Here is a 16,751-nt window from a genome sequence, read left to right as displayed (position 1 = left end):
GCACGATGTGACGTACAGATGGCTCAGGAAAGAAAACGTCACGCCGGTCGATCCGCCCTTCCCAATTCCTCGTGCAACATTGAGAAAAGCTCGTCGTCCGAGGCGGAATCCAGCTTCCGGGCTATTTCCTCGACCGAGCCCTTGCTCGGCGTACCGGCACCGGAGCATGTGGCCAGCAGGCCCTCCAGCCGCCGGGTCAGCTGCGCTCTCTCCGTGTCGCTGACCGTGATCCGCGACAGGCTTCGGTCCAGCCGGTCGAGTTCGGCGTGCAGAGCCGCCACCGTCCCGGTGGCGTCCTGGACGAGCCCGGCCCGAAGATGTTCGGCGAGCGCGGCCGGGGTCGGGTACTCGAAGGCGAGCGCTGCTGGCAGGCTTAGCCCGGTCGTCCGGCTGAGCCGGTTGCGCAGCTCGACCGCCGTCATGGACTCGATGCCCAGGTCACGGAAGGTCATCTGCGGGTCCACCGGTGTTTCGGAGCTGTGGCCGAGTACGGAGCCGGCGAGCCCGCAGACCAGACGCGCCAGCTCGTACTGCTGCTCCTCGGCCGGCAGACCAGCAAGCCTGTCACGGAGTCGGTCGACGGCCGTGAGGTCCTCGGGGCCGTCCGCCCCCTCCGTGGAGAGCGCTGCCTTCGCCTCCGGTACTCCCTCGATGAGCCGACGAGGGCGCGCGAGGGTGAGGCCGGGTGCCAGACGCGCCCAGTCGACGGACGCCACTGCGACGGTCCCGTGCTCCCGGCCCAGTACCTGGTCCAGAGCGGCCAACGCCAGCTCCGGCGACAACGCGGGTAACCTGTCGGCTGCCGGTGCCTCGTCGCGGGCCGCCACGTCGCCGAAATGCCCGTCGGTCGCCGCCCAGTCCGCCCAGGCCACCGACGGTGAAAGGTGCCCGCGGGCCCGGCGCTGCCGGGCGAGCGTGTCCAGGTGCGCGCCCGCCATGGCGCCGACGGCGTGGCGCGGGCCACCGAGGAAGGCCGCGACGGACGAGAAGTACAGTCGCGTCGTCGCCAGGCCCGCCTCGTCCAGCGCCGCGTCCATGCGGAGCGTCGGCTCCGTCTGCGCGGCGACCGCAACACCGAGGCTCGCGGGATCGGTGCGATCCAGCGGGGTGAGATCGGCGTCGGGCGGCAGGTGCACGACGGTGCTGATCGGCTCCTCCCGGGAACGCAGCCGCTCAAGGAGGTCGTCCACCTGCGCGCGGTCGTCCTGCTGGCCGGTCTCGACGGTGAACCGGGCGCCGAGTGCGGCGAGATCGTCGGACAGGCCGCTCAGGGCGACGGCTTCGGCGTCCTGGGCCGGAGAGCATCCGGTCAGGACCACGTGCCGGGCTCCCCGGGTCGCCAGCCAGCGAACCACCGCGCGCTGCACCGGGCCGTCGCCGCCGGTTACCAAGGCGCAGCCGTCGGTCCGCCAGGCCTGCCGGGCGTCGGCGGCCGCCGACGCCACGCGGGTCATCCGGCGGACGAGGAGCCCACCGGCGCGCACTGCCAGCTCGTCCTCACCCACGTCGTTGGCCAGTGCGGCGACCAGTGCGCTGCCGAACCGCTGTGCCGCGGCCTCCTCCAGAGTCTCCGGGCCTCCAGGCAGGTCAACCAACCCGCCCCAGGTACGGGGGTGTTCGCCAGCGGCCACCCGGCCCAGCCCCCAGATCTGCGCCTGGGCCGGGAGCGGGACGTGCTGGTCCGCAGTCGCCGCCGCTGCTTCCGTGTCGGCTTCCGCCGTGGCAACCGCTCCACGGGTCGCGCACCACAACCGGGTGTCCCCCGCCTGATCCCCGAGGTCCGCCATGGCTTGGATCAGCAGGAGGGTGCCGGCCACCGCGGCGGTGGTGCCCGGGTACCGCGGGTGGGGACGCTCGTCCGCGAAGAGGAGCGAGACGACACCGCCGGTCCCCGCCTGCTCTCCCAGGGAGTCCCGCAACGTGGTGGCCAGTCCGGATCTGTCGGCCCTCGTCGCGTCGACCGTGCAGGTCCGGACCGCGACCCCTGCCTCGGTCATGGCCGCCAGGACCGCCGAGGCGCTCTCGTGTCCGCTCCCGTCCACGTTCTTGGGTGGGAGCACTACGAGCCACGAGGCGGACGGCACGCCGTGCGCCAGGAAGGTGGCGGTCACGGGGCGCCACATCTCGCGGTACAACGACGAATCGACTACCGACCGCTCCCGTGCCCGTCGGCGCCAGTCAGCCATGGCGGGCAGCGCCGCTTGCAACGGCTGTTCGCCGTCCACATCGAGGAGCGCGCCCAAGGAGGCCATGTCGGCCGCCTCGACGGCCTGCCAGAAGCGTCGTTCTCCCACGGAGTCCTGGGACGCTTCGTGGCGCCCGGCGCCCGGCGCGGTCGCTCCGGAAATGTCCGGAAGCCAGAAGCGTCGTGCCTGGAACGCGTAGGTCGGCAGGTCGACATGGCGTACCCGGTCGCTGGCGAAGGCCACGCCCCAGTCAATATCCACACCAGCGGTCCACAGCCGGGACAGCGCGGTACTGAAGGTCGTCACCTCGTCGTGGTCACGCCAGCAGGTCGGTACGAACACGGTGTCCGTTCGCTGGACGCACTCGGCGACCATGGCCGAAAGCACCGCGTCCGGCCCCACCTCCAGGAATCGGGTGACACCGGCCGCCGCCAGGGAGGCCACGCCGTCACCGAAGCGCACCGCCTGACGTACGTGGCGGACCCAGTACTCGGGGGTGGCGATCCGCCCGTCCGCGATCTGCCCAGTCACGTTCGACACCACCGCGACGTCGGGAGCCCGGTACGAGATCGCCCGGGCCACCTCCTCGAAGTCCGTCAGCATCGGGTCCATCAGGGCGGAGTGGAAGGCACGGGTGACGGCCAGCCGCCGTGTCTTGACGCCCGCGTCCGCGAAGTGGGTCTCCAGGACCTGCACTTCGGCGTCCTCTCCCGCGACCACGACCGCTCGCGGGCCGTTCACCGCAGCGATGTCGAGCCGGACGCCGAGCTCGTCCAGCGCCGTCCGCACTTCCGCCTCGCTCGACTGCACGGCGAGCATGGCGCCGCCTTCGGGAAGGGACTGCATGGCCGCTCCCCGGGCGGCCACCAGCCGACAGGCGTCGGACAGGTCGAACACACCGGCGACGTGGGCCGCGGTCAGTTCCCCGACGGAGTGGCCCGCCAGGAAGTCCGCCCGCACCCCCCACGATTCCCACAGGCGCCACATCGCTAGCTCCACGGCGAAGAGCCCTGCCTGGGTGAACACGGTCTCGTCGAGCAGTGCGGCCGTCCGGCTGTTCGGGGCGGCCGTCAGCACCTCGGTGAGGGGCCGCGGCAACAGCCCGTCGAACTCGGCACAGACCTCGCGCAGGGTTTGGTCGAACACCGGGTGGGCAGCTGCCAGCTGGGTCCCCATACCGGCGCGTTGCGCGCCCTGGCCGGTGAAGAGCGCGGCCAGCCGGCCTTCGCCGACAGTGCCGGTGTGGACGCCGGGAGTTTCCTCATCCGCCGCCAGTGCCCGCAGCGCACCACCCAGTTCGGCGGCGTCCCTCGCCCAGACCACCGCACGCTCCGTCAGGGACGTCCGCCCGGTGGCCAACGTCCATCCCACGTCGGCGAGGTCAGTACCCGCGTCCAGCACCGCGCTCAGTCGTGCGGCCTGGTCGGCGCGTGCCCGCCCGCCCCGGGCGGAGATCACGAACGGCAGCCGGGTGTTTCCCTGTTCCGCTTCGGCCGGGCGGGACGATGCCGAGGCCGCGTCGGAATCCTCCCGCGCGGGCCTCTCCTCGAGGATGACGTGCACGTTGGTGCCCGATATGCCGAATGCGGAGACTCCGGCGCGTCGAGGACGGTCAGTCTGGGGCCAGGGAACCTGCTCCGCGAGCAGCCGCACGTCGCCCGCGGACCAGTCGACGTGCGACGTGGGCTCGTCGACGTGCAGCGTGCGCGGCATGGTGCCTTCCCGCATTGACATGACCATCTTGATCACGCCGGCCACCCCGGCCGCCGCCTGGGTGTGCCCGATGTTCGACTTGACCGAGCCCAACCACAACGGCCGGTCGGCGGTGCGGCCCTGGCCATAGGTGGCGAGGAGCGCGTCCGCCTCGATCGGATCGCCCAGCGAGGTGCCGGTCCCGTGCGCCTCGACGACATCCACATCGGCGGACGAGAGGCGGCAGTCCCGCAGCGCCTGGCGGATCACGCGTTGCTGAGCAGGTCCGCTGGGCGCGGTCAGGCCGTTGGAGGCACCGTCCTGGTTGGTCGCCGAGCCACGCAGGACGGCGAGCACGCGGTGACCGTTGCGCCGGGCGTCCGAGAGACGTTCCAGCAGCACGAGGCCGACACCTTCGGCCAGGCCCATTCCGTCCGCGGCGGCGGAGAACGCCTTGCACCGGCCGTCCGCCGCCAGGACCCGCTGCCGGCTGAAGCCGGTGAGCTCTGTGGGCGTCGACATGATGGCTATCCCGCCGGCAACGGCGAGGTCGCACTCGCTCCGGCGCAGTGAGTGCAGAGCCAGGTGCAGCGCGGTCAGCGAAGAGGAGCAGGCCGTGTCGACGGTGACCGCCGGCCCCTCCAGTTTGAAGGTGTACGACAGCCTCCCGGCGAGGACGCTGCTGGCGGTCCCGTTGATGAGGTGACCCTCGAAGCCGTCGGGGACCACGTCGATCCCCGCCCGGTACTCCAGCGGGTTGCAGCCGACGAACACGCCCGTGGGGGTGGCGCTCAGCGCGTTCAGCGGCAGTCCCGCGCGCTCGAAGACCTCCCAGCCGACCTCCAGGAGAACCCGCTGCTGCGGATCCATGGCCGCGGCCTCGCGCGGCGAGATGGCGAACAGTTCGGCGTCGAAGTCGGTGACGCCGTCAAGGAAACCGCCCTCCCGTACGTACGTCCTGCCCTGGGCGTCCGCGTCCGGGTCGTAGAGCCCGTCCAGGTCCCAGCCGCGGTCTTCCGGAAGGCCGGAGACGGCGTCACCGCCGTGACTGACCAACCGCCACAGGTCCTCGGGCGAACGCACTCCGCCCGGGTAGCGACAGGCCATGCCGACGATCGCGATGGGCTCACGGCTCCGGGACTCCACCTGTCGCAGCCGATGGCGAGTCTCCTGCAAGTCGGCTGTGACCCGCTTGAGGTAGTCGCGAAGCTTGGATTCGTTGCCGGACATGAGTCTCCGTCTCTGACGGCACGCGAGCGGTTGAGGCGTGGGATGGGCGAGAGAGGGCGGACGAGGAGGAACGCTCAGACGGTGTCGTCGAGCTCCCTGTCGATCAGGGCGAACATCTCGTCGTCGCTGGCCGTGTCGAGCACCGCGGTGCCGCGCGGGCCCCCCGGTTCCGACGCGTCCACAGCCGTCTGGTCCCGCTCCAGAAAGCTGAGCAGTGACCGGACCTGTTCGACGGCCCGCAGGCGGGTCTCCGCTTCCGGTGGAGCCGTCACCATCTCCTCTTCGAGCCGGGCGAGTTCGTCGAGGAAGGACCCGCCGGCCCGGCCGGCGCCGTCTAGGCGCAGTTCGGCCCGCAGGAGTGTGGCGATGTCACGCGCGGTCGGAACGTCGTAGACGAGCGTGGGACGCAGGGCGAGGCCCGTGGCCTGGTTGAGCCGGTTACGAAGCTCCACCGCGGTCACGGAGTCGAAACCGATGTCCCGCAGCGCACGGGCCGGATCGACGGACTCCGGACCGCCATATCCCAGCGTCGCGGCCGCGTGCGAGCGCACGAGGTCAACCAGGGCGTTGTCCTGTTCACCACGGGTCAGCCTGGCCAGACGTGCGGTCAGGGTGGTCCCGTCCTCGCCGGTGGTGGCGCTCGGCGCCACCGACTCCTCGACCGCCCGCCCGGCCTGCGGGATCTCGTCCAGGAAGCGGCTGGGCCGCCCCAGAGTGAACAGCTGCGTGAAGCGTTCCCACGCGACGTCGGCGATCGCGACGGCTTCCTCACCGTGGTCCAGCACCTGCTGGAGCCCCTGGAGGGCCAGGGTGGCGCTGATCGGTTCCAGCCCCTGCCGCCTTGCGCGTTCGAGGAGGACGGGGCGCCGCTCGGCGTCCTGCTCGTCCCACTCGCTGACCGCGTCCCAGATACCCCAGGCCACAGTCGTGACGGGAAGTCCGCGCTGGCGGCAGCGCGCCGCCCAGGCGTCGAGGTGTGCGTTCGCGGCGGCGTACGCACCGTGATCCTTGCTGCCCCACAGGGCGGCGATGGACGAGTAAACGACGAAGGCGTCCAGCTCCCGGTCTCCGGCCACCTCGGCGAGGACACGAGCACCTTCGACCTTCGCCCCCACGACGTCGTCGTACTCCTGTGGCGTAAGCGCCGCGAGCGGGCCGAGTTGGTAGAGCACGGCGGTGTGCATCACCGCTCGGAGGTCTTCACCGTCGGCGTCCAGGCTCTCCACGAGCCGGGTCACGGCGAAGCGGTCAGTGACGTCGCAAGCGGCCACGGTGACCCGGGCACCCGCCGCGACGAGTTCCTCCCGCAGTTCTCCGGCTCCGGGGGCCCGCTCACCGCGCCTGCTGGTGAGCACGAGGTGTTCGGCACCCTGTCGAACCAGCCAACGGGCCAGGCAGGCACCGAGAATGCCCGTACCACCGGTGATCAGGACGGTGCCGCGCGGCCGCCAGGTGCGGTCCGACCCTCCGGTCGGGAGCGGAGCCGGGGCCAGCCGCCGGGCGTACAGACCCGCGGACCGGACGGCCACCTGGTCTTCCGCCTGCTGGGTGAGCAGTCCGATGACACGGTTCAGGGCGCGCTCGTCCACGTACTCGGGTACGTCGATCAGACCGCCCCACTGGTCAGGGTGCTCCAGCGCGGCGACCCGTCCCATACCCCAGACCTCGGCCTGCACCGGGCTGTCGACGACGTCTCCCGCACCGGTCGAGACGGCGCCCCGGGTCAGGCACCACAGCCGGGTACCGGCGCTGGTCGCCACCACGGCCTGCAACAGCGCCAATGTCGTGGCGATGCCGGCAGCAGTAGAGGACTCTGGCGACGGAGTCACATCCCCGAACGCGAGTGTCGAGATCACGCCGTCGACAGGGCCGCTCGCGATCACCGCCCGGAGCTGGTCGGCCAAGGACGTGTGGTCGGTCGTGCCGGTCTTGACGGCCAGCGGCACCACGTCGACGTCCAGTTCGACGAGTCGCCGGTGCAGGGCCTCCGTCCACGGATGCTCGGCACCTTCGGGTATCGCGTACAGCCAGCGGCCGGTCAGGGCGGTGGGCGTGGTGACGTCGGGCACAGGTCGCCACACCTCGCGGTACCGCCAGGCGTCCACCGTGGTCTGCTCGCGCCGGCGGCGACGCCAGGAGGCGAGCCTCGGCAGCACCGCCTCCCAGGCTGCACCATCCCCGTCCGCCGCCAGGGAGTCGGGGAGGGCCGTGGGGTCCTCGTTCTCGACCGCCGTCCAGAACTCCGAGTCGGACACGTCGCCGGACCCGGTCTGGCGACCCCCGGTGGCATGCGCCCGGGTGGTCGTCGGCAACCAGTAGCGGCTGCGCTGGAAGGGATACGTAGGCAAGTCGAGCCGGGAAGCGGCGCCCTGGGGGAACAGCGCAGTCCAGTCCACCGGAACGCCTTGGACCCACAGTTCGGCCGCGGCGGCGATCAGCCGGGCGTTCTCGTCCTCCGCTCGGCGCAGGGTGCCGGTCACCAGAGCCGGTCGCTCCGATGCCTCAGCGGTGGCCTGTATGCCCGGCACCAGAACCGGGTGCGTGCTCACCTCGACGAAAGTGGCCATGCCGAGCTCCCCCGACGCGAGACTGAGTGCGTCCGTGAAGCGAACGGGCTGACGCAGATTGGCGTACCAGTACTCCGCATCCAGGGAGGCCGCGTCGAGCGGCTTCCCGGTGACCGTCGAGATCAACGGGACCCGCAGAGCCTGGGGTCGCACGGTGGCAAGGGCGGTGAGCAGCCGTTCGCGAACGTCCTCGACCTGGGGAGAGTGGGACGCGTAGTCCACCGGCACCCACCGCGCCCGAACCCCGGCGGCCTCGGCGCTGGCCGCCACGGCCTCCAGCGCCGTCGGCTCACCGGCCACCACCGTGGCCGACGGGCCGTTGAAGGCCGCCAGGGTGGCCCGTCCCTCTGTCGGTTCCAGCCAGGTCTCGACCTGGCTGGGTCCGGTGGCCAAGGACAGCATCCGCCCTCGGCCGGTGAGTGTCTCGCGGATCGTGGCCGAGCGAAGCGCCACCACCTGGGCCGCGTCCTCCATGGAGAGCGCCCCAGCCACCACGGCGGCGGCGATCTCACCCTGGGAATGGCCGATCACGGCCGACGGCGTGACGCCGAGGGACTCCCAGACGGCGGCGAGGGAGACCATGGTCGCCCACAACACGGGCTGCACGACCTCCACCTGTTCCAGCCACGCGTCGTCATCCGCGGTGAGCACCTCGCGAAGCGACCACTCCACGTACGGTGCGAGCGCCCGCTCGCACTCCTCCAGACGGGTGGCGAACACGGAGGAGGTGGACAACAGCCCACGCCCCATACCCAGCCACTGTGAGCCCTGACCGGGGAAGACGAACACCACACCGGACGTGGCCCCACCGGCGACGGAGCCGGTGGCCGCGTTCCCAGCCACCTCACCCGCAGCGATCGAGGCCAGCCCGGCACGTAGTTCGGCGGTTCCGGCGCCCCAGACCACGGCACGGTGCTCCAGCGGCGCACGGGTGACGGCGAGATTCCAGCCGACCTCCGCGGGCTTCCCCCGGGGCACGGCGCCGATGAGCCGTTCGGCCTGAGTCACCAGGGCGGGGGCGGTACCGGCCGAGATCACCCAGGGGAGCATCGTCCGCGCCGGTGAGCCGTCATCGTCGTCGGCCAACCGGTCCTCGGTCGGCGCCGCGAGCTCGGCTGGAGCCTCTTCGAGGATCACGTGGGCGTTGGTGCCCGAGATACCGAAAGAGGAGACACCCGCACGGCGTGGCCTGTCCTGTTCCTCCCACGGGCGGGCCTCGGTCAGCAGGGTGACGTTGCCCGCCGACCAGTCGACGTGGGGGCTGGGCTCGTCGACGTTGAGCGTCCGGGGAAGGAGGCCCGCACGCATCGACATCACCATCTTGATCACGCTGGCCACGCCCGCCGCGGCCTGGGAGTGGCCGATGTTCGACTTGATTGAGCCCAGCCACAGGGGCCGCTGGCCGGAACGGCCTTGTCCGTAGGCGGCGATCAACGCCTGGGCCTCGATCGGGTCACCCAGCACGGTGCCCGTGCCATGGGCCTCGACCGCGTCCACGTCAGCCGGTGAAAGACCGGCGTCGGCCAGCGCCTCGCGTATGACCCGCTGCTGGGAGAGGCCGTTGGGGGCGGTCAGGCCGTTGGAGGCGCCATCCTGGTTGATGGCGGCCCCGCGAAGCAGAGCGAGTACCTGGTGCCCGTGCCGCCGTGCCTCGGAGAGCCGTTCGACGACGAGCACGCCCACGCCCTCGGCCCATCCGGTGCCGTCGGCCGCGGCGGCGAAGGACTTACAGCGGCCGTCGACGGACAGCCCGCGCTGCCGGGAGAACCCGGTGAACATTCCGGGGTTTGACATGACGGTGACACCCCCGGTGAGGGCGATGTCGCACTCCCCCCGCCGCAGGGCCTGCGCCGCCATGTGCAGAGCGACCAGCGAGGAGGAGCACGCGGTGTCCACCGTGATCGCGGGACCCTCCACCCCGAAGGTGTAGGCGAGACGGCCGGAGGCGACGCTCGGAGTGTTCCCGGTGCCCAGGTACCCCTCGACGCCTTCCGGGAGTTCGTCGAGGTCCGTCGGGTAGTCCTGGGAGATCAGTCCGACGTAGACCCCGGCACGGCTTCCGCGGAGCGAGAGGGGGTCGATACCAGCCCGCTCGACCGCCTCCCAGGAGGTCTCGAGTAGCAACCGCTGCTGCGGATCCATCGCCAGAGCTTCCCGGGGTGAGATGCCGAAGAACTCGGCGTCGAAGTCGGGGGCGTCGTAGAGGAACCCACCACTTCGGGTGTAACTCGTGCCGACGTGTTCCGGGTCGGGGTGGTAGAGGGCATCGAGGTCCCAGCCACGGTCTGCGGGGAAGCCGCCGATGGCGTCAACGCCCTCGTACACCAGTTGCCAGAGGTCCTCCGGGGAGGCCACGCCACCGGGGTACCGGCAGGCCATGCCGACGACGGCGATCGGATCGTCGTTGAGGGCGGTCGCCGGCTGGTGCCCGGTGGGCACCAACTCCCGTCCCTCCTGGTCCGGCGCCAGTTCGGTGTGCAGATGGGCGGCGAGGACGGCGGGGTTCGGGTAATCGAAGACCAGCGCCGTGGGCAGCTTCAAGCCAGTGGCCGTGGTCAGGTGGTTGCGCAGCTCGACGGCTGTCAGCGAATCGAAGCCCTGCTCCTTGAAGGAGCGTTGTGGGTCGACGGTGTGGGCGGAGGCGTGCCCGAGGACCGCCGCGACGTGGCCGCATACCAGCTCGGTCAGCAGACGCTCTCCCTCCGTCCGTCCGAGCCCTGCTAACCGCTCGGCAAGGTCAGTGCCGCGCGCGGCACCCCCGGTGGACGCCGTGACGGCACGACGAGACGGCTTGCCGACGCGGGCCAGGGCACGTAGCAGCGGGGGCGGGTCGTCCGCGGGGCGCCGGAGGGCTGTTACGTCGAACTGCGCGGGCACCAGATCAGGCTGGTACAACGCGTGGGCGCGATCGAACAGCGCGAGCGCTTGCGCCTCCTCCAGGGGCGCGAGCCCGATGCGGCGCAGTCGGCGCAGGTCGGCCTCGTCCAGTGCCTTCGTCATACCGCCGCTCGACTGCCACGGCCCCCAGGCGAGGGAGACCGCGGGGAAACCTTCGGCATGGCGCCGTCGGGCGAGCGCATCGAGGAAGGTGTTGGCAGCAGCGTAGTTGGCCTGCCCAGCCCCGCCGATAACGCCGGAGACGGACGAGTAGAGCGTGAACAGGGCGAGGTCCGCGTCGCGCGTCAACTCGTGGAGATTTCCGGCGGCCATCGCCTTGGCCCGCCAGACCTCAGCGAACTGCTCGGCGGTGAGTGCGGTCAGCTCGCTGTCCGAGAGGACGCCGGCGGCGTGCACGACGCCGGTCAGCGGACGATGGGCCGGAACCCCAGCCAGGAGAGCGGCCAGCTGTTCCTGTTCGGCGGCGTCACAGGCCACCACGGAAGCTGTCGCACCGGCCGCGGCCAGTTCCTCGACCAGCTTGGCCGCACCGACCGAGTCCGGGCCGCTCCGACTGGTCAGCAGGAGGTTCCGCACCCCGTGGCGTGCCACCAGGTGACGTGCCAGCAGCGAGCCGAGAGCACCGGTCCCACCGGTGATCAGGACCGTGCCGTTGGCGTCCAGGGGCCGCGGCATGGTCAGCACTACCTTGCCGACGTGCTTGGCTTGACTGATGTGGCGGAACGCCGTCGGGGCCTGACGCACGTCCCACGTTGTTACGGGAGACGGGGTGAGTACTCCTTCCGCGAACAGCTCCATCAGGGTGCGGAGCATCTGACGTATCTGTTGCGGCCCGACCTCCATGACGTCGAACGCCTGGTAGTCCACGGAGCAGGTCCGCGCCACCTGCTCGGGGTCACGGATGTCTGTCTTGCCCATCTCCAGGAACCGGCCGCCCGGCCGCAGGAGCTTCAGGGACGCGTCCACGAACTCGTGCGCCAGGGAGTTGAGCACCACATCGACGCACGGCTGACCGCCCGGGGAGCGGAACGCGTCCTGGAAGTCCAGGTTCCGGGAGTTCGCGATGCTCGCGTCGTCCACGCCCAAACCACGGAGCACGGGCCATTTGCCGGGGCTGGCCGTCGCCAGCACCCGCGCGCCCAGATGCCGGGCGAGTTGGACCGCGGCCATCCCGACGCCGCCCGCACCGGCGTGTACGAGGATTGTCTCGCCCCGTTGCAGGTCGGCCAGGTGCACCAGACCGAAGTAGGCCGTGAGGAAGGTCGCGGGGACCGAAGCGGCCTGTTCGAAGGTCCAGTCCGACGGCTTCGGCACCAGCAGCCGGGCATCGGTGACCGCCAGCGGACCGAAGCTCTTCGGCACCATTCCCAGCACCGCGTCGCCTGCGGCGAACTCGGTGACCTCCGCACCCACCTCGACGACCACGCCCGCCGCCTCGGCGCCGAGCGAGGTGGCCCCCGGATAGACGCCGAGGCCCATCAGGACGTCGCGGAAGTTGACGCCGGCGGCACGGACCGCGACGCGCACCTCCCCCGGGCCCAACGGCTCGGTCACCCGCGGCGCCGGTACGAGTGCCAGCCCTTCCAGGGTCCCGGTGCCGGCAGTCTCCAGGCACCATGCCGCCTGGTCGACGGGAGGAGCCAGGGTCCCGTCAACGACGGGCAGCGCGCGCACCAGCCGCGGGGCCAACACGCTCTCACCACGTACCGCGACCTGGGTCTCCCCGGCTGCCCGGGCCGCACCGACGGCCAGCACCAGGAGGTCGTGCGGCTGTTCCGCGACCGGATCCAGGTCCACCAGCAGGAAACGGTCCGGGTTCTCGGTCTGCGCGGTACGCAGCAAGCCCCACAGCGGGGCGGAGCAGAGGTCGACGTCGGAGGAACCAGCAGCCACCGCTCCTCGGGTGACCACGGCGAGACAGGACGTCGTCAGGGAATCATGACGCAACCACTGCTGGACGAGCTTCAGCACCTGCTCCGTGCGTTCGCCTGCCGCCGTGGCTGGCGCTTCGCCCTCGCCAGTGGGCGTGGCGGGCACCGGCAGGACCACCACGTCCGGCACCGGACTACCCGCCTCCGACGCGACGCACAACGCGTCCAGGTCGGCGAAGCCGGGGCAGCCGAGGCGCACCGTGTCGGCGCCCAGCACCGCCCAGTTGTCCGTCCGCGCCGGCGCACCGTCGGGCTGGGGAACCGGGGTGGTCCAGTCCAGGCGGTACAGGGCGTCCGGTCCGGCCACCGCGGAGGAGGTCAACTGCCGTGTGGGGACCGGCCGGAGCGTCAGTGACTCGGCCGCGGCCACCGGCTGGCCCGCTGCGTCCGCCACCACCAGGCTCAACGACTCGTCACCGGAGGGCCGCAGACGGACGCGTGCCACCGAGGTTCCCACCGCTGCGAGAGTGACGCCTTCCCAGATGAACGGCAGCCGCAGCCGATCCCGGGACCACGCCGTGGGGTCAGCCGCCAGGACGGCGTGCAGGGCGGCGTCCAACAGCGCTGGGTGCAGGCCGAATTGGTCCGCCACGCCGGCCTGTGCCGTCGGCAGCACAGCCTCGGCGAAAATGTCGCCGTCGTGACCACGCCACACAGCACGCAGCCCCTGGAAGGCGGGACCGTAGGCGTACCCGGCGTCCGCCGCCGCCTGGTAGAAGCCCTCGATGTCGACCTCATGCGCCCCTGTCGGCGGCCAGACGGTGAGATCCACGGCGGGTCGGCGCGACGCGGCGTGGTCCGCGCCGAGGAACCCCTCGGCGTGCACGGTCCACGCGGCGGCGTCGCTTCCGGGGTCCTCCGGCCGTGAGTAGATCGCGACGGGCCTGCGCCCCCGCTCGTCGGCCGCGCCGACGACGGTCTGCACCTGTACGCAGTCCTCCGCTGGCAGCGCCAGCGGCGTGCGCAGCGTCAGGTCCTCCAGACTCTCGCAGCCGACCTCGTCCCCGGCCCGCAGAGCCAACTCCACGAACGCGGTGCCGGGCAGAAGCACGGTTCCCGCGATGGCGTGGTCCGCCAGCCAGGGATGAGACCGTACCGAAAGCCGGCCGGTCAGCAGCGCTCCGTCGTCCGCGGCCATGCTCACGACCGCGCTCAACAGCGGATGTTCCACGACACCCAGGCCCGCCTGCCGCACATCGGCGGATCGTGTCGTGGTGGGGTCGAGCCAGTAGCGGTCGCGTTGGAACGCGTACGTCGGCAAATCCACCCGACGCCCACCAGCACACACCCGACGCCAATCCACCTCACCCCCCACCACCCAACTCTGCGCCAACCCCACCAACAACGACTCCACCTCACCCCGACCACGACGCCCCAACGACGCCACCACAACCCCCTCAGACCCACCCCAACCATCCACAACCAACCCAGACAACGACCCATCAGGACCCACCTCCAACACCTGACCCACACCCTCCCCCTCCAACCCCACCACCACATCAAAAAACCGCACACAATCCCGCGCATGCCGCAACCAATACTCCACCGACGCCAAATCCCCCGCACCCGCACGCCGACCCGTAACCGACGACACCACCGGCACCACCGGCTCACCAAACACCAACCCCTCCAACACCCCCCGAAACTCATCCAACATCGGCTCCACCAACGAAGAATGAAAACCATGACTCACCCCCAACCGACGCGTACGCACACCCCGCGCCGAAAACACCCCCGCCACCTCCAACACCGCCTCCACACACCCCGACACCACCACCGACTCAGGACCATTCACCGCCGCAACACACACCTCACCCTCACACCCCGCCAAAACCCCCAACACCTCCTCCTCACCCACACCCACCGCCACCATCGCCCCACCCTCAGGCAACCCCTGCATCAACCGCCCACGAGCCGCCACCAACACACACGCATCCCCCAACGACAAAACCCCCGCCACATGCGCAACAGCAACCTCCCCCACCGAATGACCCGCCAACACACCAGGCCGCACCCCCCACGACTCCAACAACCGAAACAACGCCACCTCAAACGCGAACAACGCCGGCTGCGCCCACTCCGTACGCTCCAACAACCCCTCATCCCCACCAAACACCACCTCACGCAACGACCCCGGCAACAAACCATCCAACACCCCACACACCTCATCCCACACCTCAGCAAACACCCCAAACGCCTCATACAACTCCCGCCCCATCCCCAACCGCTGCGCACCCTGACCCGCAAACACCAAACCCACCAACCCACCACCACCACCCACACCACCACTCACCACACCCACACCCTCACCACCAGCAGCCACCACACCCAAACCCTCCAACAACGCCTCCCGATCCCCACCCACCACCACCGCACGATCCTCCAAAACCGACCGCGTCCCCGCCAACGACCACCCCACATCCACCAACGAACAACCCCCACCCCCCCGACCCAAAAACTCCCGCAACCGCCCCGCCTGCCCCCTCACCCCACCCACACCACGCCCCGACAACACCAACGGCACCACACCCCCACCAGCACCAGCACCAGCACCAGCACCAGCACCAGCACCAGCACCAGCACCACTCAACTCCCCCACCACACCAGAACCAACACCACCCCCATCACACACACCACCCCCAGAAACCCCCTCCAGAATCACATGCGCATTCGTGCCACTAATACCGAACGACGACACACCAGCCCGCCGCACACCCTCACCAGGCCACGACCGAGCCCGCACCAACAACTCCAACGGCTCCCCCACCCAATCCACATACGCGGAAGGCTCATCAACATGCAACGTCCGAGGCAACACACCCGCCCGCATCGCCATCACCATCTTGATCACACCCGCCACACCCGCAGCAGCCTGAGCATGACCAATATTCGACTTCAAAGACCCCAGACACAACGACCGCTCAACAGACCGACCACGACCATAAGTCGCCAACAAGGCATTCACCTCGATCGGATCACCAAGCCGCGTACCAGTACCATGCGCCTCCACCGCATCAACATCCGAGGGGCTGAGCCGGGCGTCGGCCAGCGCGGCGCGAATGACCTCTTCCTGCGCCTCTTCGTTCGGCGCCGTCAGACCGTTGGACGCACCGTCCTGGTTCACCGCTGAACCCCGCACCACCGCCAGCACCGGATGCCCCTGACGCCGCGCCTCCGAAAGCCGCTCCAGCACCAGCATCCCCACACCCTCGGCCGCGCCGAATCCGTCAGCAGCGGCGGAGAACGACTTGCACCGCCCGTCAGCAGCCAAGGCACGCTGGCGACTGAGGCCGACGAGCCAGTTGGGAGCGGACATGATGGTCACACCACCGGCCAGCGCCATGGAGCACTCTCCACGCCGCAGGGCCTGCACCGCGACGTGAAGTGCCACCAGTGACGACGAGCAAGCCGTGTCGATGGTGATTGCCGGACCGCGTAGCCCGAGGGAGTAGGCGACACGGCCGGACATGACGCTCGGGGTGGTCCCCACGGCGAGGTGGCCGTCGAGACCGTCGACGGCGAGGCTGCCGTGGTGTGGGGCGTACTCCTGGGCGACGGCTCCGACGTAGACACCGATCGCTTCGCCGCGCACATCGTGGAGGGGCAGACCCGCCCGCTCCAGAGCCTCCCAGGAGACCTCCAGCAGCACCCGTTGTTGCGGGTCCATCGCCAGGGCCTCACGCGGGGAGATACCGAACAGTTCGGCGTCGAACTCGGCCGCGTCGCGCAGGAAGCCACCCGCGCGAACGTAGCTCTTCCCGCTGCGTGCGGGATCGGAGTCGTAGAGGTCGTCGAGATCCCAGCCACGATCGTCGGGGAGCGAGGAAAGCCCCTCACCTCCCTTCTCCACGAGGTCCCACAGGTCTTCCGGAGACGTCACTCCGCCCGGGTACCGGCAGGCCATGCCGACGACGGCGATGGGCTCGTGCTGCCGCCCCTGTAGGTCTGCGAGGTGCTGACGAGTCTGACGAAGGTCGGCTGTGACCAGTTTCAGGTAGTCGCGCAGCTTTTCGTTGTTCGCAGACACCTTTGTAACGCCCCCCAAGAACGAGACAGCGAGACCTCCCGCGAGGCCGTCAGCACAGAACACGTGCGGCTATTCGAGGGGATTGTGGGTCGCCGAAACCTTGCGAAGCTCTAGGGCCTTACCCCAGTCCGCACCCCGGGGGGGGCCTCGGTGGCCAGAGGGCGGAACCCACTGACTCGCCCCCGGGGTTGCGCGACGTACACCTCTGTGACCTGGGACA

Annotated in this window: 2 protein-coding genes; both read right to left on the bottom strand. The window is 70.3% G+C overall.

The genetic code is table 11. The features are described 5' to 3' along the window. Positions 1-38: 38 nt before the first annotated feature. A complete protein-coding gene (locus tag E0L36_RS06940) occupies positions 39-5,186 on the bottom strand; it encodes a type I polyketide synthase (RefSeq protein ID WP_374705513.1) in 5,148 nt (1,715 codons plus the stop codon). Then, positions 5,183-16,531: a type I polyketide synthase gene (locus E0L36_RS06935; RefSeq protein ID WP_180927927.1), complete on the bottom strand. Its 11,349-nt coding sequence runs from the start codon at positions 16,529-16,531 to the stop codon at positions 5,183-5,185. Before E0L36_RS06935 ends, E0L36_RS06940 begins: the two co-directional genes overlap by 4 nt. Positions 16,532-16,751 lie beyond the last annotated feature (220 nt).

The sequence above is a fragment of the Streptomyces sp. AJS327 genome (genome assembly GCF_013450295.1).
GTDB lineage: Bacteria > Actinomycetota > Actinomycetes > Streptomycetales > Streptomycetaceae > Streptomyces.
The sequence above is the reverse complement of the archived record's forward strand: the minus strand, read 5'-3'. Positions and strand labels throughout refer to the sequence as shown.